We start from the raw sequence: 17,531 nt of genomic DNA, 5'->3' as shown, positions 1-17,531 counted from the left end.
TTTGCAACGGCTAAGTCAGAAGCTCGCTACGCTCGCGCCCACCCCTAACCCCTCCCGTTTACGGGAGGGGAAGGTCTTGGATTGGTCGAAACCAGACGAGCGATCACCGGCCGGCCATCCAACTCGGCATGCGTAACCCAAAAGCGACACCCGCCTCGAAAACCATCCTATTTCCTGCGCCGGGACAGTTTCAGCCTGTCCTATTCCGCCTTGCCCGGCCTAACCAGCACCCCTCTTTGAAAACGTCCGAACCATCGCGCCCATGCCTACGCGCGCCCGGGCACGCGCGCGCATATGGTGTGAACTTCGGCGGAAAACCGCCGGAATCTCACCCCCTGATCCGCCCTACCATGGCCTGTCCGGCCACCCGCTGCCGCAGATAGCGCCGCTTCAACACCACGCTCGCCACCAGCAGCGGCACGCCCAGCATGATGCAGATCGCGCCCAGCATCGGCGGCCAAAGTCCGAACAGGCTGTGCATGTTCAAGGCGGAAGGCGCCAGCACCAGCAGGAAACCCGCCGTCAGCAGCCATAATCCCCAACGGCGCGGCCTGACCGCGATCATGCGCATCTCGTGCCGGTGCGCCTTGCGCCCTTCCTTCGTCGACAGATCGGGATGCTTCATCGCAGGCCACTAAAGCGGAAAAGGCGACCTGCTGTCCAGCGTCAGAACGGGGCTTTCGTTCGCTCTCCGCTTGGGCTACATGCGGGGCATCCCCGGGGGACCGTCCACAGGCGGTTGAGAGGCGGCTGACGTGGCCGCGACCCGCTGAACCTGATCCGGATAAGACCGGCGTAGGGAGGGAACGGCTTGTTCGCATGCAGCAACCCGCGCCCGCCCTCCGCCCCGACGCGAAGAGGAGGACGGCAAGCCATGGACAGCATTTCCGTCCTGACCCTGCGCCTGGCTGAAGCCATCGGCCTCTACATGATCGTCATCGGCACAGGGGGCCTCGTGGCGCCGCAGCGCTGGCGGCAGATGATGGACGATCTGGAACGCTCGCCCGGTCTGGTGATGGCGCTGGCCTTTCCGGTCTTCGCGGTCGGCGCGGCGCTCGTCCTCATCCACAGCATCTGGCGCGATCCGCTGTCCATCATCGTCTCGGCCATCGGCTATGTCGCGCTGGTCGAGGGGGCGCTGCTGCTCGCGGTCCCGGCGCCCCTGCTCAAGATCGGTCGCTGGTCCCTCAACTTCACCCGCGCCTGGGCGATCCTCAGCATCGTCCTCGGCATTCTCCTCTTCCTCGCCGGCCTCACCGGCCGCGCCACCGTCATCGCCTGAAAGGAACCCAAATGGCAGACGTCCCAGCACGAACAGAGATGCGCGTCACCACCGGACCCATCCGTGGCTCGCGCAAGATCCATGTCGGCCCGCTCAAGGTCGCCATGCGCGAGATCGACCTGGAACCCGGCAGCGGCGAAGCGCCGGTCCGCGTCTATGACACGTCTGGTCCCTATACCGACCCCAATGCCCGCATCGACATCATGGCGGGCCTTCCCGCTTTGCGCCGGGACTGGATCATCGGCCGGGGCGATGTCGAGGAATATGACGCCCGCGCCATCCAGCCGGAGGATAACGGCCTGAAAGGCCCCGACCGCAGCGGCGGCGTTCAGCCCTTTCCCAACACGGTCAAGCGTCCCCTGCGCGCCAAGGCTGGAGCGAACGTCTCCCAGATGCACTATGCCCGGCGCGGCATCATCACGCCGGAGATGGAATATGTGGCCGAGCGCGAAAATCTGGGCCGCGCCCGCCTCGCCGAATATGTCCGCGACGGGCAGGACTGGGGCGCGTCGATCCCCGACTATGTGACGCCGGAATTCGTCCGGGAGGAGGTCGCCCGCGGCCGCGCCATCATCCCGTCGAACATCAACCACCCGGAATCGGAGCCGATGGCGATCGGCCGCAACTTCCTGGTGAAGATCAACGCCAATATCGGCAACAGCGCCGTCGCCTCCGACGTGGCGAGCGAAGTCGACAAGCTGGTCTGGTCGATCCGCTGGGGCGCCGACACGGTGATGGACCTGTCGACCGGCCGCAACATCCACGACACCCGCGAATGGATCATGCGCAACTCGCCGGTCCCGATCGGCACCGTGCCCATCTATCAGGCGCTGGAGAAGGTCGGCGGCATTGCCGAGGAACTGACCTGGGACATCTTCCGTGACACGCTGATCGAGCAGGCCGAACAGGGCGTCGACTATTTCACCATCCATGCGGGCGTGCGCCTGCCCTATATCCCGATGACGGCCAAGCGCGTCACCGGCATCGTCAGCCGAGGTGGATCGATCATGGCGAAATGGTGTCTCGCCCATCACAGGGAAAGCTTCCTCTACGAGCATTTCGACGAGATCACCGAAATCATGAAGGCCTATGACATCGCCTATTCGCTGGGCGACGGCCTGCGCCCCGGCTCCATCGCCGACGCCAATGACGAAGCGCAGTTCGCCGAACTCTACACGCTGGGCGAACTCACCAAGCGCGCCTGGGAACAGGATGTGCAGGTGATGATCGAAGGCCCCGGCCATGTGCCCATGCACAAGATCAAGCAGAATATGGACAAGCAGCTCGAAGCCTGCGGGGAGGCGCCCTTCTACACGCTTGGGCCGCTCACCACCGACATCGCGCCGGGTTACGACCATATCACCAGCGGCATCGGCGCGGCGATGATCGGCTGGTACGGCACGGCGATGCTCTGCTACGTCACGCCCAAAGAGCATCTGGGCCTGCCCGACCGCGACGACGTGAAGGTGGGCGTCGTGACCTACAAGCTCGCCGCTCACGCGGCCGACCTGGCCAAGGGCCACCCGGCCGCCAAGGTCCGCGATGACGCGCTGAGCCGCGCCCGCTTCGAATTCCGCTGGCGCGACCAGTTCAACCTGTCGCTCGATCCCGACACGGCCGAGAAATATCACGACCAGACGCTTCCCGCCGAAGGCGCGAAGACCGCCCATTTCTGCTCTATGTGCGGCCCCAAATTCTGCTCGATGAAGATCACGCAGGAAGTGCGCGACTTCGCCGCCAGGCAGAACCAGCCCGCAGACAGCTTCCTCGCGGCCACGACGGAAGAAGAAGCGGAAAAGGGCATGGCGGAGATGAGCGAAAAATATAATGCGGGCGGGCGAGAGTTGTACGTTGGCGCTGGCGACCGCGAGCATGATTGAGGTGATCGGCTTAGTCGAAAGTCGCGGAAAGCCTTCGTAAGCTTCGATCAAGGCTGGGAGAGTTGAGCCTCGCTCGCTCGGCGTCCTAGCCTCTTTCTACGAAGTAGGTGAGCACCCTGTTATATCCCAACCCCTGCGTGGACATCGTCCCTTTGATGCGCAGCAATTCCGACCTGATATGCCGGGGGGCACCGCGGGCAGCATGAAGTAAGCTTTGCTTGGGGTCGAGAAGCTCATCGGGGCGAGAGGGAAGGCTCGCTTTGCTGATCTCGAAAAAATTCGCGAGGCCCGGCCGATCCGCCAGGAGCCAGGATTCAATTTTGCCCTGCGTTAACGACCGCTTTCAACGGAGCTTTTGATGCACGCTTTGATGATCCTTGCCGGAACCCTGCTTCCGCTATTCGTTTCCCTGATCGTCTCAGCGGAATGGGGCAAGGTTTGGCAGGCTGTATTCATCAGCATGTCTTTGTCCCTCATTTCCTTGGCGATCTTGATTTTCATCGAACGCAACAATGAAGGCGGTCTGATTCTGATTGCCACGATAGTTGGTTTGCCGTTCATTTTCGGATTCTCGTTTGCAGGCGCTATGGGTGGCAGGCTTATGTATAAGCCCAGAGCTTAATTGATCGGTTTAGCAGCCGATCCACGCGCACCCATCACAGAAATAGCTGCTCATCCGCACGATCTGAGCGTAAGGTGTGCAAGGCACAGCTTCGCGTAGCCGATCTGATCGACCACCTGTCGGAGCACAACCGGCCTAAAGCCGCTCCCATAGATGCCGTCGATTCCAGAGGCTCCGCCGCTGCTCGTCCACCCGCCTAGAGCAAGAGAGACCTCTCGGTCAGCACGACTTTCACGCAACGCATCACGAAAGCAGTGCCGGAAACTGTGGAAGCAAGTTAGCGGTTCGGAAGCGCCGATGTTGACCAGAAATCGACTGAACCACTTGCTGAAATTGGTGCTGCGGTAGCCATGGGGCCCCGGCGAAAGCTCGTGGAAGAGATCAGCCTGACCTGCTGCCCGCTGTTCATCGACAAACGCGAGAAAGCCGATACGGATCAACTCCTGATGGATTGGTATCGCTCGTTCACTTGCCGCTGTTTTCACTCGCTTGTCGCCATCCTCGATCACCACGAAGCACTGAACGCCATCAAGAATTCGAATGTCGCCGACCTTCAACTGGCAAATCTCATTCATCCGCATACCGCTGAACAGCGCGATGAGGGGAATCCAGAAGCGCGCGCGGCGGGGGCGGGCATCGCCAACCTTGGCGTAGCCATAAACATCATCAACACAGCCCGTGTAGAGCGGGGAACTGAAGATGCGTCGAAGCTGCTCGATTGAGAATGGTCGGCGTTTGTCCCGCTTCTTTATCGGGTCGGGGAGCCGAAGGCCCTTCGCCGGGCTCTTGTCGAGATATCCCTCCTCCACCGCCCAGTTGAGGACACCTGAGAACTTGTTCAGATATGCATTCACATTGGCAATGCTGATCACGCCTGTATCGGGACGCTGCTTCGCCGCCTCAACGGCCTGAACGATGGTCAGGCCGGGGAACTTCCGATCAGCATGGCGTGGCACCTGCGTCAGCAACTGGACGAATCCGCGAGCTTGTTCGCGGGCGATTTCGTTGATCGCGATCTCCTCACCGAAAAACTCCATCACCCAGTTGCGTGTCGTCCGATAGGCAATTCGCGTCCGCTCGCACCAAGTGTGCCTTGGATCGGCGGTATAGAGATCGTAGACCTCACCGAGCGTCTTTGCCTTGGGTGCCGCCGCAGGTGCCTGTTCGGCGACCGGCACATTCACGGTCAGTCGTTCAGCGACCTTCTCCACCAAAATTGAAAGAGCAGATTCGGCGGATGGTCTGTTGGACGACCGGGAAGCGTAGGGATTGGCAACGAGGCCAATTGCGGCGCGCGCAACTTCGAGTTCGGCCTCGATTTCGGCAGCAGCGAAGTGGACCCGTCGCAGGGCGATTTGGACGCTATCCGCTCGTAGTGAACGCCATAGCTCAGACCGTCCGATGACCGTCCTCAAAGCATCGGGAACCCGGCGACGGAGATGGTAGATACGGCCTTGTAGGCAAACGCCTTTCGGCAATTTGTGGAGTGGTCGCGTGTAGTAATCCGGACGACCGTTTACCTCGCCATCACAGACGCTTAGCCCGACTATGGAGCGCGCATTGTGTAGTAGTTTTGTGGGGTAAAGTGGTCGATGCTGCCGTGCGAGACGGTTTTTCGATGGTTTTTCAATGTGTTGAAAATCATTGGAGCGGGCGAAGGGATTCGAACCCTCGACCCCAACCTTGGCAAGGTTGTGCTCTACCCCTGAGCTACGCCCGCTCTGGCGGCCGGAGGAAGTGTCCCTCTCGGCGGGTGGGGGGCAACTAGCAGCGGCTTCCCACCTCGGCAAGGGAGAATCTGCATAAAATCATTTTTTTCCGATCCCGCCGGATTTCCCCGCCCGATAGTGGCTTTTCCCACCTTGCGGCTTGGCCTCGCGTGGCCATATGCTACTATTCTGCCTGTCAAATCAGTGAGCAACGACCGAATATGATCGCCCTTCGCTTCCTATGGCGGGGGCAGGAGGAGGAGCATCGCATGCCAGAACCGTTGACGCGCCGGGGCCTGCTTCAGGGCAGCGCCGCCGCCGCCGCCGCCATTCCCGTGCTGGGCGACGCGCAGGCCGCTGCTCCCGCCCGCCCGCAACGCCAGAAGGAGCAGGCCCAGATGAGCGCCGTAGGATTGACCGTGAACGGCCGGGAAGTGCATCTGCAACTCGACCCCCGCACCACCCTGCTCGACGCATTGCGCGAGCATCTCCACCTGACCGGCACCAAGAAGGGCTGCGACCATGGCCAGTGCGGCGCCTGCACGGTGATCGTCGAGGGGCGGCGGATCAACAGCTGCCTCACCCTCGCCGTCATGCATGAGGGCGACCAGGTGACCACCATCGAGGGGCTCGGCACGCCGGAAAAGCTCCACCCGATGCAGCGCGCCTTCATCACCCATGACGGCTATCAATGCGGCTATTGCACGCCCGGCCAGATCTGCTCGGCGGTGGCGGTGCTGGAGGAGATCGAGGCGGGCATCCCCAGCCACGCCACGGAGGACTTCGACCGCGTGGCCTTTTCCGAGGGCGAGGTGCGCGAGCGGATGAGCGGCAATATCTGCCGTTGCGCCGCCTATCCCAACATCGTTGCGGCGATCCGCGAAGTCGCCGGCCATGGAACTGCGGAGGACAAGGCATGAGGCCCTTCACCTACAGCCGCGCCGCCAGCGTCGAGGAAGCGGCGAAGACGGCCGCCAGCACCCAGGGCGCGCGCTTCATTGCGGGCGGCACCAATCTGCTCGACCTCATGAAGCTCCAGATCGAGACGCCGACCCATCTGATCGACGTCAATCATCTGGGCCTCGACCGCATCGAGCCGACGGCGGAAGGCGGCCTCAGGATCGGGGCGCTGGTCCGCAACACCGATCTGGCCGCCGACAAAGCCGTCCGCCGCGATTATGCGGTGCTCAGCCGCGCGCTGCTGGCGGGTGCTTCGGGTCAGCTTCGCAACAAGGCGACGACCGGCGGCAACCTGCTCCAGCGCACCCGCTGCCCCTATTTCTACGACACGCGCATGCCCTGCAACAAGCGCAAGCCCGGCAGCGGCTGCGGCGCGCTCAAGGGGATGAGCCGCAGCCTGGCGATCCTGGGCACCAGCGACGCCTGCATCGCGCAGCACCCCTCCGACATGGCGGTGGCGCTGCGCCTGCTCGATGCGCAGGTCGATACGGTGGGCGCCGATGGCGGCCGTCGCTCCATCCCGATCGCGGATTTCCACCTGCTGCCGGGCGAGACGCCGCATATCGAAAATGCGCTGAAGCCCGGCGAACTTATCACTTCCGTCACCTTGCCGAAGCCTCTGGGCGGCACCCATGTCTATCGCAAGGTGCGCGACCGCACCTCCTATGCCTTTGCGCTGGTGTCCGTGGCGGCGGTGTTTGAGAAGGACGGCCGGGCGCGCTTCGCCTTCGGGGGCATAGGGGCCAAGCCCTGGCGTACCGATGCCGCAGATGCCGCCGCCCCGTCCGGCGCGGCGGCCGTGGCGGAGGCGGCGCTCAGCGGCGCTCGACCCACCGCGCATAATGCGTTCAAGCAGCAACTGACCGCCCGCACCCTTGCCTCGCTCTACCGTCAGAAGGGGGCCTGAGCCATGAAGTTCGACACGCCAGCCACCGCCAACCCGATCGACCGGGGCCGCGTCATCGGCATTCCCCATGACCGCATCGACGGCGCCGCGAAAGTCACCGGCACCGCGCCCTATGCCTATGAACGGCACGATGCCGCGCCCAACGCCGCCTATGGCTGGATCGTCGGGTCGGCCATCGCCAAGGGACGGATCAGCGCCATGGACCTGCGGGCGGCCGAAGCCTCGCCCGGTGTGCTGGGCATCGTCACGCACCAGAATGCGGGGCCGCTCGGCAAAGGCAATATGAACACCGCCCATCTGCTGGGCGGTCCGCAGATCGAACATTATGAGCAGGCAGTGGCGCTGGTCATCGCGGATACGCTGGAAAATGCGCGCGACGCCGCCCGGCTCGTCCGCATCGATTATGCGCCGGATCAGGGCCGTTTCGATCTGGCGGCGGAGCGCGACAAGGGCGTTCCGCCCGAAGGCGGCTTCGGCGGTCCTGCTGATACCAAGGCGGGCGATTTCGAAGCCGGTTTCGCCAAGGCGGCGGTGAAGATCGACCAGCACTACACCACGCCCGACCAGAGCCATGCGATGATGGAGCCGCACGCGACCATCGCCGCCTGGAATGGCGACAAACTCACGCTCTGGACCTCTAACCAGATGATCGCCTGGAGCGTGGGCGAAATGGCGGCGACGCTGAAGATTCCGAAGGAGAATATCCGCCTCGTCTCACCCTATATCGGTGGCGGTTTCGGCGCGAAACTGTTCCTGCGCGCCGATGCGCTGTTGGCGGCGCTGGGGTCGCGCATGGTCGGCCGTCCGGTGAAGGTAGCGATCGCCCGGCCGCAAATCCCCAACAACACCACCCACCGCCCCGCCACCATCCAGCGCATCCGCATCGGCGCCGACAGGCAGGGGGTTATCGACGCCATCGCACATGAGGTCTGGTCGGGCGACCTGCCCGGCGGCGGCGCGGAAACGGCGGCGCAGCAGACGCGCCTGCTCTATCGCGGTCCCAATCGGCTGACGACGCACCGCCTGTCGACGCTGGACCTGCCGGAAGGCAACGCCATGCGCGCGCCGGGCGAGGCGGTGGGCCTGCTGGCGCTGGAAGTCGCGATGGACGAGCTGGCCGAGGCCTGCGGCGTCGATCCGGTCGAACTGCGCATCCGCAACGACGTGCAATATGATCCGGAAGCCGGGCCGCAGCGCCCCTTTTCCAGCCGCAAGCTGGTCGAATGCCTGCGCGAGGGCGCGGAACGTTTCGGCTGGAACCGCCGCAATCCGAAGCCTGGGCAGGTGCGCGATGGCCGCTGGCTGGTCGGCATGGGCGTCGCCTCCGCCTTCCGCAACAATCTGGTCACGAAGTCGGGTGCGCGCATCGGCGTCGATGCCAAGGGGCATGTGACGGTCGAAACCGACATGACCGACATCGGCACCGGCAGCTACACGATCATCGGCCAGACGGCGGCGGAAATGCTGGGCGTGCCGCTGGACGCCGTGACCGTGCGGCTGGGCGACAGCCGCTTTCCCGCGTCGTCCGGTTCGGGCGGCCAGTGGGGCGGGAACAGCTCAACGGCGGGCGTCTATGCCGCTGCCATGGCCCTGCGCGCCAGACTGGCCGAAAAGGCGGGCTTCCCGGCGGACAAGGCGCTGTTCGAGGATGGTCTGGTGCGCCTGGGCAACCAGTCCCAGCCGCTGGGGACGCTGGCGGGGCGCGAGGGCCTTTGGGCAGAGGACAGCATGGACTATGGCGACCTCACCAAACGCTATGCGCAGGCCACGTTCGGCGCGCATTTCTGCGAGGTCGGCGTCGACATCGACACCGCCGAAGTCCGCGTCCGCCGCATGGGCGGGGCCTTTGCCGCGGGGCGCATCCTCAATCCCAAATCGGCGCGCAGCCAGGTGATCGGCGCGATGACCATGGGCGTGGGCGCGGCGTTGATGGAGGAGCTGAGCGTCGACACGCGGTTCGGCTTCTTCGTCAACCACGACATGGCCGAATATCTGGTGCCGGTGCATGCCGACATCCCGCATCAGGACGTGCTGTTCATCGATGAACTGGACGACAAAAGCTCGCCCATGAAGGCCAAGGGCGTCGGTGAACTGGGCATTTGCGGGGCAGGCGCGGCGGTGGCCAACGCGATCTACAACGCCACGGGCGTGCGCCTGCGCGACTATCCGCTGACGATCGACAAGATTCTGGCGGCGTCAACCGGAAAAAGGGTCGCTTGAACTTCCTGCGCGGCGCCCCTAGTCCCTCTCCCAAAGAGAGGAAAGGGCGCCGATGAAATATCTTTCGCTGTCACTGGTTCTGGCCGCAATTCCGACGGTTGCGGCCGCCGGGACGGAGGCGTCCGACACGGACCGCATCGTCGTGACGGGGGAGGGGCTTTCCCTGCCGCCGGGGACGCCGGCCTATGGGTCGGTGATCATCGACCGGGACCGGCTGACCAACAGCGCTTCCGGCCGGATCGAGAGCGTGCTGGGCGATGTGGCGGGATTCCAGCAGTTCCGCCGTTCCGACAGCCGGTCCGCCAATCCTTCGGCCCAGGGAGCGACATTGCGTGCCTTGGGCGGCAACGCTTCCAGCCGGACGCTGGTGCTGCTCGACGGCGTGCCGATGGCCGATCCCTTTTTCGGCTATATCCCCTTCAGCGCGCTGGTGCCCGACCGCCTGTCGGTGGTGCGGGTGACGCGCGGCGGCGGCATTGGGGCCTTCGGTGCGGGCGCGGTGGCCGGGACCATCGAACTCGCCAGCGCGACGCGGGATCAGCTTCCGACCTTCGGCGCCAGCGCCTTCTACGGCAGCAAGGATGCGACCGAACTGACCGCCAGCCTGACGCCGGATCTGGGCGGCGGCTATGTCTCGCTTTCGGGCCGCTGGGACCGGGGCGACGGCTTCCAGACCACGCCCAGGGACCAGCGCGTCGCCGCGACTTCGCCTGCCGCCTATGACGGCTGGTCGACCAATTTGCGCGCCGTCGCGCCCCTGTCCGCCACATCGGAAATCCAGTTCCGCGGCACCATCTTCCACGACGAGCGCACCCTGCGCTTCAAGGGCGCGGACAGCATGAGCGAAGGGCAGGACGCCAGCATCCGCTTCATATCCCGCGGTGCATGGCAGGTCGATGCGCTGGCCTATATCCAGGCGCGCAACTTCTCCAACATCGTGATTTCGGCATCCACCTTCCGCAAGTCGCTCGACCAGCGCAATACGCCCTCGACCGGCATCGGCGGCAAGATCGAGCTGCGCCCACCGGTCGGCCCCGACCATGTGCTGCGCATCGGGGCCGACACCCGCTTCGCCACCGGCGACATGTTCGAGGATGGCTATAACGCGAATATAGCGGCCAATCCGGTCACTTCCCGCCGTCATGCCGGCGGCGAACAGATGACCACCGGCCTCTTTGCCGAGGATGACTGGACGCTGGGCCGGCTGGTCCTGACAGGCGGGGTGCGGGCGGATCGCTGGACGATCAGCAACGGCTTCTATCGCGCCACTGGCACCGGTGCGGCCAACAACAGCTTTGCCGACCGTTCGGACTGGCAGTTCTCCGGAAGGGCGGGCGCTCTCTACCGCATCAGCGATGCAGTCGCGCTACGTGGCGCGGCCTATAGCGGTTTCCGCCTGCCGACGCTGAACGAGCTATATCGGCCGTTCGTGGTCTTCCCGATCACGACCCGCGCCAATGCCGCGCTGACGCCCGAAAAGCTGAAGGGCGTGGAGGCGGGCATCGACCTCACGCCCATTCCGGGCCTGACCCTCTCCGCCACCGGCTTCATCAACCGGCTGGACGATGCCATAGCCAATGTCACCCTCACCAATGTCGCCAATACGCGCGAGCGGCAGAATGTCGACCGCATCACCGCCAAGGGGATCGAATTGACCGCCATCGGCCGGGTGGACGACTTCCTGCTTTCGGCATCCTATGCCTATAGCCACAGCACCGTCCATGCGCCGGGCATGGGCTTTGACGGCCTCACCCCCGCGCAGAGCCCCCGTCATGCCGCGAGCGCCACGCTGGCCTGGGAGCCGGAGCAGGGACCGGCGCTTTCCGCGACGCTGCGCTATGTCGGCAAGCAATATGAGGATGACCTCCAGACCGATGTCCTGCCCGACGCGCTGACCGTCGATGCGGTGGCGCGCCTGCCGCTGGGCCATGGCGTCACCCTGGTCGCCCGGGGCGAGAATCTCTTCGATGAGGAGGTGATCACCCGCAACGCCGGAGGGTCCATCGACCTGGGCACCCCCCGGACGCTGTGGATCGGCTTCCGGTTCGCAAGCTAGAGGCGGTTTCGATCTGATGGAATCGGATCGCTGCTCCAGATTCCTTGTTTTGCGCGATTTCGCGGCAAGCGATCGGTTCCGGTCGCTTGCTGATCGCTTTAGGGCAACCCTCTGAAAAAGCCCGCTGGTTCCGCCGGGGCAAAGCTGTATGAGGTCCTCATGCGCTTTGCCCTTCTCCTCGCCCTGCCGTTTCTCGCCGCTGCGCCTGCCCAGGCCTGGGGACCGATCGGCCATCGCGTCACCGGCGCCATAGCTGATCGCAACCTGAGTGGCGCCGCACGCGCCCAGGTCCGCCTGCTGCTGGGGTCGGAAGATCTGGCCGAAGCGGCGACCTGGCCGGACGACATGCGGTCCGACCCCGCCGAATATTGGCGCAAGACGGCCAGCCCCTGGCATTATGTCACGGTGAGGGAGGGCGATCGTTACACCGCCGCGGACGCGCCGAAGGAGGGGGACGCGATGACGGCGCTGACCCGCTTTACGGCGACGCTTCGCGACCCCAAGGCGTCCCTGGACGACCGCCGCATGGCGCTGCGCTTCGTCGTTCACATCATTGGCGACCTGCATCAGCCGCTGCATGTCGGCGGTGGTGACGACCGGGGCGGCAATGATGTGAAGGTCACTTTCTTCGGCGCGCAGAGCAACCTGCATTCGGTCTGGGATTCCGGCCTGATCGACCAGCGCGCCCTGTCCTATTCGGAATATGCGGACTGGCTGTCGCGGTCGATCACGCCGGAACAGACGATTGCCTGGAGCCTGTGTGATCCGGACATCTGGACCCGCGAAAGCATCGTGCTGCGCAAGACCGTCTATCCGGCGGACCCGAACCTGTCCTGGGACTATGCCTATCGGCATCGCGCCGAGCTGGACGACCGGTTGCGGCGGGCAGGTGTCCGCATCGCCGCCTGCCTGAACGCGATTTTCGATTCGCCCCGGCAGCCCTAGGACCGGTCGACAGTCCGTTCATGGTCGACGACTCGGAATGGCGGTCGCGAAAAACAGGGGTTTTCCGCTCAATGTGAAAAATGCTCCGGGTTTCCGGACCGAATTGAAGCGCAGCGCGCTCCTGCGACCGCTCTACCCCCGCTCCCGCAGCCGCTCCACGATGGCGCACGCGGCTCGCGTGACGTCGTCCCAGGTTATGTCGAAGCCGGCATCGTCCCCGAAATAGGGATCGGTCACGCTGCTCCCCTCGCGCCCTGGCACCAAATCCATCAGCAGCCGCACGTCCGCTGTCCCGTCCGAAGGCTGAATCCGCCGCAAATTCTTCAAATTTTCCGCATCCAGCGCGAAGACATGGTCGAACCGCCGGAAATCCCCCGCCGTCACCTGCCGCCCACTGTAGCCGGAAATGTCGATCCCATGCCGCAGCGCCACCGCCTGGGCGCGCCGGTCCGGCGGCGATCCGACATGCCAGTCGCCGGTACCCGCCGAATCCACCGTCACCGAAAGGCCCGCCCGCTCCGCCTCCGCACGCAACGCGGCCTCGGCCAGCGGCGATCGGCAGATATTCCCCAGGCACACGAACAGGACCGAAGCGCTCATCCCTCGGCCGCCGCCGTGCTCAGGCCCAGTTGCGGCACGCCGATCGACCGCCGCCCGCCGAAATCGGTGCGCGCCACGATCACGCCCAGCTTTTCCATATAATCGATCAACCGCCGCACGCGCCCCGGCGAACTGGTGCCATAGGCGCGCGCCAGCGCCACATCGTCGGGGCAGGGCAGCCCCTGCATCGCCGCCCGCGCAATCAGCAGGAAGGGAGCGAGCATATCCTCCGGCACAGGTTCGGCGGCCTTCATCGCATCGGCCCAGCGCGGGTCGGCGGCATCGAACATGCCCGCCTGCGCCATGGCGAATCGCTTGCGGAAAGCGGGCAGGTCGAGCGGCGGCTGGCGCAGTCCCTTCATCCGGCAGCGGACGCCGAAATCCTGATAGAGCGTCGACACGCTGGGCTGCGCCTCCCCCAGGTCCGCCACGATCTCCTCCAGCACGGCGATCACCACCGGCTCATTCTGGCCAAAGTCCAGTTCCGGCGCGGCGGGCTTGGCCGAAGGCGCGGCGGCAAGCGCGCGCATCAACTCCTCCGCAGGCAAGGCCGGCGGCTCGGCGCGGGGTGGAGGCGGGGGCAGCGCCTCTTCCTCGCCCGCGCCCGCGAACAGCAATTCCTGCAAATCCTCCGTCGCGGCGACGGGGGGCGGCATCAGCTTGTGCGTGCCGCCGCGCGTGCTGGTCTTCACCGACCCGATCTTCACCGCCACCGGCCGTCGACAGATGGCCGGGCCCAGGGCCAGAAAGCGGCCGCGCTCCAGGTCGCGGATCTGCTCTGCCTGCCGCCGCTCCATGCCCAAAAGGTCCGCCGCTCGCGCCATGTCGATGTCGAGGAAGGTGCGCCCCATCAGGAAGTTCGATGCCTCGGCCGCGACATTCTTGGCGAGCTTCGCCAGCCGCTGCGTCGCGATCACGCCCGCCAGGCCGCGCTTGCGCCCCCGGCACATCAGGTTCGTCATGGCCGCCAGCGAAAGCCGCCGCGCCTCGTCCGACACATCGCCCGCCGCCACGGGGGCGAACATCTGCGCCTCGTCCACCACCACCAGCGCGGGATACCAGTGGTCGCGCGGCGCATCGAACAGCGTCGACAGGAAAGTCGCGGCGCATTTCATCTGCGCCTCCAGCTCCAGCGATTCCAGACTGAGCACCACGGATGCGCGATGCTCGCGTATGCGCATCGCCATCTTGACGATCTCGCGCTCATTATAGTCGCCCGCGTCGATCACCACATGGCCATATTCATCCGCCAGCGTGACGAAATCGCCCTCCGGATCGATCACGACCTGCTGGACCAGCGCGGCGCTTTCCTCCAGCAGGCGACGCAGCAGATGCGACTTGCCGGACCCTGAATTGCCCTGGACGAGCAGACGGGTGGCAAGCAATTCCTCGACATCGACCAAAACGGCATTGCCGTTGCTGTCATTTCCTATGCTGATGCTGGCGGTCACGGATTTCCTTTGGCCCATGGCGGGGGCTTCGCGCAAGTGCACAGAATAAGGATGCCGTCCTCCTGCCCTCGCGGGATCACGTCGCGTGATGCGGATTCCCTTGACCATCCCATTGTTGCGGTGCAGCATCGATCCATCATGGCGACTCTTGCATCCTCTCCCGCTCCTGCGATCACGCAGAACCCGGACATCCGCTTTCTCGGTCGTTTGTTGGGCGACGTCATCCGCGCCTATGGCGGGGAGAAAATCTACAAGCAGACCGAATATATCCGCTCCGCCTCGGTCGATCGGGCGCGCGGCCTGCACGGCGCGGACGTGGTCGACACCGGACTCGACGCGCTGAGCCTCGACGACACGCTGAGCTTCGTGCGCGGCTTCATGCTCTTCTCGATGCTGGCCAATCTGGCCGAGGACCGCCAGGGCGTCGCTGCCGAGCCGGGCGCCGACGTCGCCTCCGCCGTCGAAAAGCTGCGGTCCCATGGAATAGAGCGCGAGGCGGTGCTAGACCTGCTGTCCCATGCCCTGATCGTGCCGGTCCTGACCGCTCACCCGACCGAGGTGCGGCGCAAGAGTATGATCGACCACAAGAACCGCATCGCGGACCTGATGCTGCTCAAGGACGGCGGCCGGACGGAAACCGATGAGGGCGAGAATCTGGACGAGGCGATCTTCCGCCAGATCGCGCTGCTGTGGCAGACCCGGCCGCTGCGCCGGGAAAAGCTGTTCGTCGCGGACGAGATCGAGAATGTCCTCGCTTATTTCCGCGACGTTTTCCTGCCCGTGCTGCCCGCCCTCTACGCGCGATGGGAACGGGTGCTGGGCGCCCGCCCGCAGAGTTTCCTGCGCGTCGGCAACTGGATCGGCGGCGACCGCGACGGCAATCCCTTCGTTCAGGCGCCGCAGCTTCGGCTCGCGCTCGCCAGGGGCTGCGAGGCTGCGCTGGGCTTTTATATGGATGCGCTCCACGCCCTTGGCGCGGAACTGTCGCTCTCGACCGAACTGGCCGATGTGTCGCAGGCCGTTCTGGACCTCGCCGACGCCAGCGGCGACGTCTCGCCCAGCCGTCAGGACGAGCCCTATCGCCGGGCGATTTCCGGCATCTATGCCCGGCTGGCCGCCACCTACCGGTCGCTGGTCGGCAAGGCGCCGTCCCGCCCCTCGGCGCTCAAGGGCGAACCCTATGCCAGCCCCGCCGACCTGCGCCGCGACCTGGTGACGGTCGCGCAGGGGCTGGCGAGCGAAGGCAATGGCGCCCTGGCGACCGGCGGCGCGCTTGGCCGCCTGATCCGCGCGGTCGAAACCTTTGGCTTCCATCTCGCCACGCTCGACATGCGGCAGAACAGCGATGTCCATCAGAGCGTGGTGGCCGAACTGCTGAAAGTCGCGGGGGTCGAAGCGGACTATGCCGGCCTCGACGAATATGCCCGCATCGCCCTGCTTCGGCGGGAGTTGGCGAACAACCGGCCGCTGGGCACGGCCTTTTTCGAATATTCGGAACAGACCGCGTCCGAACTCGCCATCGTCCATTCGGCGGCGGAGGCGCATCGCATCTACGGCCCGCAATGCATCACCCATTATATCATCTCCAAGGCGGAGAGCGTTTCCGACCTGCTCGAGGTGAACATCATCCTCAAGGAAGCGGGCCTGTGGCGCGCGGGCACGGAGGGCGCGCCGCCGCAGGCCGCGATCATGGCCGTGCCGCTGTTCGAAACCATCGCGGACCTTGAGGCCGCGCCCAAGATCATGGCCGCCTATTTCGGCCTCCCCGAAATAGGCGGCGTGGTGCGGGAACGCGGCCATCAGGAAGTGATGATCGGCTATTCCGACAGCAACAAGGACGGCGGCTACATCACCTCCACCTGGGGGCTGTTCCAGGCGAGCAAGGCGTTGGGCCCCGTCTTTGCCGAAGCGGGCACGGCGATGCAGCTATTCCATGGCCGCGGCGGCGCGGTCGGGCGGGGTGGCGGCTCCTCCTTCGCGGCGATACAGGCGCAGCCCAAGGGCACGGTGCAGGGTCGCATCCGCATCACCGAACAGGGGGAGGTGATCGCCGCCAAATTCGGCACCCGCGACGTCGCCATGACCAATTTGGAAGCGATGACCAGCGCGACCCTGCTCGCCAGTCTGGAACCCGAAGTCCTGTCCGATCGCGATGCCGCCCGCTTCGCCGCCGCCATGGACCAACTGTCGAAGACCGCCTTCGCCGCCTATCGCGATCTTGTTTATGGTACTGAGGGCTTCAAGGAATTCTTCCGGCAATTGACCCCGATCCAGGAAATATCCGGCCTCAAGATCGGCTCCCGTCCGGCCAGCCGCACCAAGAGCACCCGGATCGAGGATTTGCGCGCCATCCCCTGGGTGTTCAGCTGGGCGCAGGCGCGGGTGATGCTGCCGGGTTGGTATGGGGTCGGCCATGCGCTTTCCGCCTTTGAGGACAAGGCGCTGCTGGCCGACATGGCGCAGCACTGGTCCTTCCTGCAATCGGCGCTCGCCAATCTGGAGATGGTGCTGGCCAAGTCCGATCTGGGTATCGCTGCTCACTATCTGCCGCTGGTCGAGGATCAGGCGCGGGGCGCGGAAATTTTCGACCGCATCCGCGACGGTTGGGACATGGCCCATGACGGCTTGCTCGCCGCCACCGCCCAGTCGCGGCTGCTGGAGAAAAATCCCAAGCTCGACACGTCGATCCGCCTGCGCCTGCCTTATATCGAGCCGCTGAACCTTCTTCAGGTCGAACTGATGAAGCGCCATCGCAGCGGCGAGGACGACCCGCGCATCAAGGAAGGCATAGAATTGTCGATCAACGCGATCGCCACGGCGCTGAGGAATAGCGGATAGGTGTGGAATCAGGACATTCCCCCTCCCGCAGGCGGGAGGGGGAATGTCCTGATTCCACACC

The 17,531-nt window shown here is 65.0% G+C and carries 13 protein-coding genes, 1 tRNA gene and 1 riboswitch; of the genes, 9 read left to right on the top strand and 5 right to left on the bottom strand.

The features are described 5' to 3' along the window. Positions 1–328 precede the first annotated feature (328 nt). The gene (locus K7W03_RS23150; RefSeq protein WP_099185394.1) at positions 329–625 is read right to left on the bottom strand and encodes a hypothetical protein; all 297 of its coding nucleotides are present in this window, start codon (positions 623–625) and stop codon (positions 329–331) included. Between the two features lie 83 nt (positions 626–708). Beyond that, a riboswitch (TPP riboswitch) is annotated at positions 709–819 on the top strand. 55 nt (positions 820–874) lie between these two features. On the opposite strand from K7W03_RS23150, the gene K7W03_RS23145 reads away from it, so the two are divergent. The 3 genes from K7W03_RS23145 to K7W03_RS23135 all read left to right on the top strand — a co-directional run bounded on the left by K7W03_RS23145 (position 875) and on the right by K7W03_RS23135 (position 3,784). Then, the gene (locus tag K7W03_RS23145; protein WP_044660391.1) at positions 875–1,282 is read left to right on the top strand and encodes a DUF2065 family protein; all 408 of its coding nucleotides are present in this window, start codon (positions 875–877) and stop codon (positions 1,280–1,282) included. A gap of 11 nt (positions 1,283–1,293) precedes the next feature. Continuing rightward, complete coding sequence (thiC, locus tag K7W03_RS23140) at positions 1,294–3,162, top strand: phosphomethylpyrimidine synthase ThiC (protein WP_222887436.1); 1,869 nt, start codon at positions 1,294–1,296, stop codon at positions 3,160–3,162. A gap of 358 nt (positions 3,163–3,520) precedes the next feature. Beyond that, entirely contained in the window at positions 3,521–3,784 is a 264-nt protein-coding gene (locus K7W03_RS23135; RefSeq protein ID WP_222887435.1) for a hypothetical protein, read from the top strand. Positions 3,785–3,834: 50 nt separating this feature from the next. Here K7W03_RS23135 and K7W03_RS23130 read toward each other — a convergent pair whose 3' ends face one another. After that, positions 3,835–5,262, bottom strand: a complete 1,428-nt coding sequence (locus K7W03_RS23130) for a site-specific integrase (protein WP_319024341.1) — start codon at positions 5,260–5,262, stop codon at positions 3,835–3,837. Between the two features lie 167 nt (positions 5,263–5,429). Continuing rightward, positions 5,430–5,504, bottom strand: a tRNA-Gly gene (locus K7W03_RS23125). Positions 5,505–5,762: 258 nt separating this feature from the next. Here K7W03_RS23125 and paoA point away from each other — a divergent pair. The 5 genes from paoA to K7W03_RS23100 all read left to right on the top strand — a co-directional run bounded on the left by paoA (position 5,763) and on the right by K7W03_RS23100 (position 12,581). Then, positions 5,763–6,413, top strand: a complete 651-nt coding sequence (gene paoA, locus K7W03_RS23120; RefSeq protein ID WP_222887433.1) for an aldehyde dehydrogenase iron-sulfur subunit PaoA — start codon at positions 5,763–5,765, stop codon at positions 6,411–6,413. After that, positions 6,410–7,360, top strand: a complete 951-nt coding sequence (locus K7W03_RS23115; protein WP_222887432.1) for an FAD binding domain-containing protein — start codon at positions 6,410–6,412, stop codon at positions 7,358–7,360. The genes paoA and K7W03_RS23115 overlap by 4 nt, the downstream gene beginning before the upstream one ends. A gap of 3 nt (positions 7,361–7,363) precedes the next feature. After that, positions 7,364–9,580 carry an aldehyde oxidoreductase molybdenum-binding subunit PaoC gene (gene paoC, locus K7W03_RS23110; protein WP_222887431.1) on the top strand — a complete coding sequence of 739 codons (2,217 nt, stop codon included), beginning with the start codon at positions 7,364–7,366 and terminating at the stop codon, positions 9,578–9,580. 52 nt (positions 9,581–9,632) lie between these two features. Next, entirely contained in the window at positions 9,633–11,636 is a 2,004-nt protein-coding gene (locus tag K7W03_RS23105) for a TonB-dependent receptor (protein WP_222887430.1), read from the top strand. Between the two features lie 159 nt (positions 11,637–11,795). Next, positions 11,796–12,581, top strand: coding sequence for a S1/P1 nuclease (locus tag K7W03_RS23100; RefSeq protein ID WP_222887429.1), 786 nt, complete (start codon positions 11,796–11,798; stop codon positions 12,579–12,581). 132 nt (positions 12,582–12,713) lie between these two features. Here K7W03_RS23100 and K7W03_RS23095 read toward each other — a convergent pair whose 3' ends face one another. Continuing rightward, positions 12,714–13,181, bottom strand: a complete 468-nt coding sequence (locus tag K7W03_RS23095; RefSeq protein ID WP_222887428.1) for a low molecular weight protein-tyrosine-phosphatase — start codon at positions 13,179–13,181, stop codon at positions 12,714–12,716. Beyond that, complete coding sequence (locus K7W03_RS23090; protein WP_048578387.1) at positions 13,178–14,632, bottom strand: ATP-binding protein; 1,455 nt, start codon at positions 14,630–14,632, stop codon at positions 13,178–13,180. The genes K7W03_RS23095 and K7W03_RS23090 overlap by 4 nt, the downstream gene beginning before the upstream one ends. A gap of 138 nt (positions 14,633–14,770) precedes the next feature. Between K7W03_RS23090 and ppc the strand changes: the two genes are divergently transcribed. Further along, positions 14,771–17,470, top strand: coding sequence for a phosphoenolpyruvate carboxylase (ppc, locus tag K7W03_RS23085; protein WP_222887427.1), 2,700 nt, complete (start codon positions 14,771–14,773; stop codon positions 17,468–17,470). The last annotated feature ends 61 nt before the right edge of the window (positions 17,471–17,531 follow it).

The sequence above is a fragment of the Sphingobium sp. PNB genome (assembly GCF_019873065.1).
GTDB classification, from domain to species: domain Bacteria; phylum Pseudomonadota; class Alphaproteobacteria; order Sphingomonadales; family Sphingomonadaceae; genus Sphingobium; species Sphingobium fuliginis.
Note: the sequence above shows the minus strand (reverse complement) of the source record. Positions and strands in the feature narration are given on the sequence as shown.

Bases quoted from the DNA above. Each gene is read 5' to 3' on its own strand.
- K7W03_RS23095 (WP_222887428.1), bottom strand. From the start codon at position 13,181: ATGAGCGCTTCGGTCCTGTTCGTGTGCCTGGGGAATATCTGCCGATCG.
- K7W03_RS23150 (WP_099185394.1), bottom strand. From the start codon at position 625: ATGAAGCATCCCGATCTGTCGACGAAGGAAGGGCGCAAGGCGCACCGG.
- K7W03_RS23135 (WP_222887435.1), top strand. From the start codon at position 3,521: ATGCACGCTTTGATGATCCTTGCCGGAACCCTGCTTCCGCTATTCGTT.
- thiC (WP_222887436.1), top strand. From the start codon at position 1,294: ATGGCAGACGTCCCAGCACGAACAGAGATGCGCGTCACCACCGGACCC.
- K7W03_RS23100 (WP_222887429.1), top strand. From the start codon at position 11,796: ATGCGCTTTGCCCTTCTCCTCGCCCTGCCGTTTCTCGCCGCTGCGCCT.
- K7W03_RS23105 (WP_222887430.1), top strand. From the start codon at position 9,633: ATGAAATATCTTTCGCTGTCACTGGTTCTGGCCGCAATTCCGACGGTT.
- ppc (WP_222887427.1), top strand. From the start codon at position 14,771: ATGGCGACTCTTGCATCCTCTCCCGCTCCTGCGATCACGCAGAACCCG.
- K7W03_RS23115 (WP_222887432.1), top strand. From the start codon at position 6,410: ATGAGGCCCTTCACCTACAGCCGCGCCGCCAGCGTCGAGGAAGCGGCG.
- paoC (WP_222887431.1), top strand. From the start codon at position 7,364: ATGAAGTTCGACACGCCAGCCACCGCCAACCCGATCGACCGGGGCCGC.
- K7W03_RS23145 (WP_044660391.1), top strand. From the start codon at position 875: ATGGACAGCATTTCCGTCCTGACCCTGCGCCTGGCTGAAGCCATCGGC.
- paoA (WP_222887433.1), top strand. From the start codon at position 5,763: ATGCCAGAACCGTTGACGCGCCGGGGCCTGCTTCAGGGCAGCGCCGCC.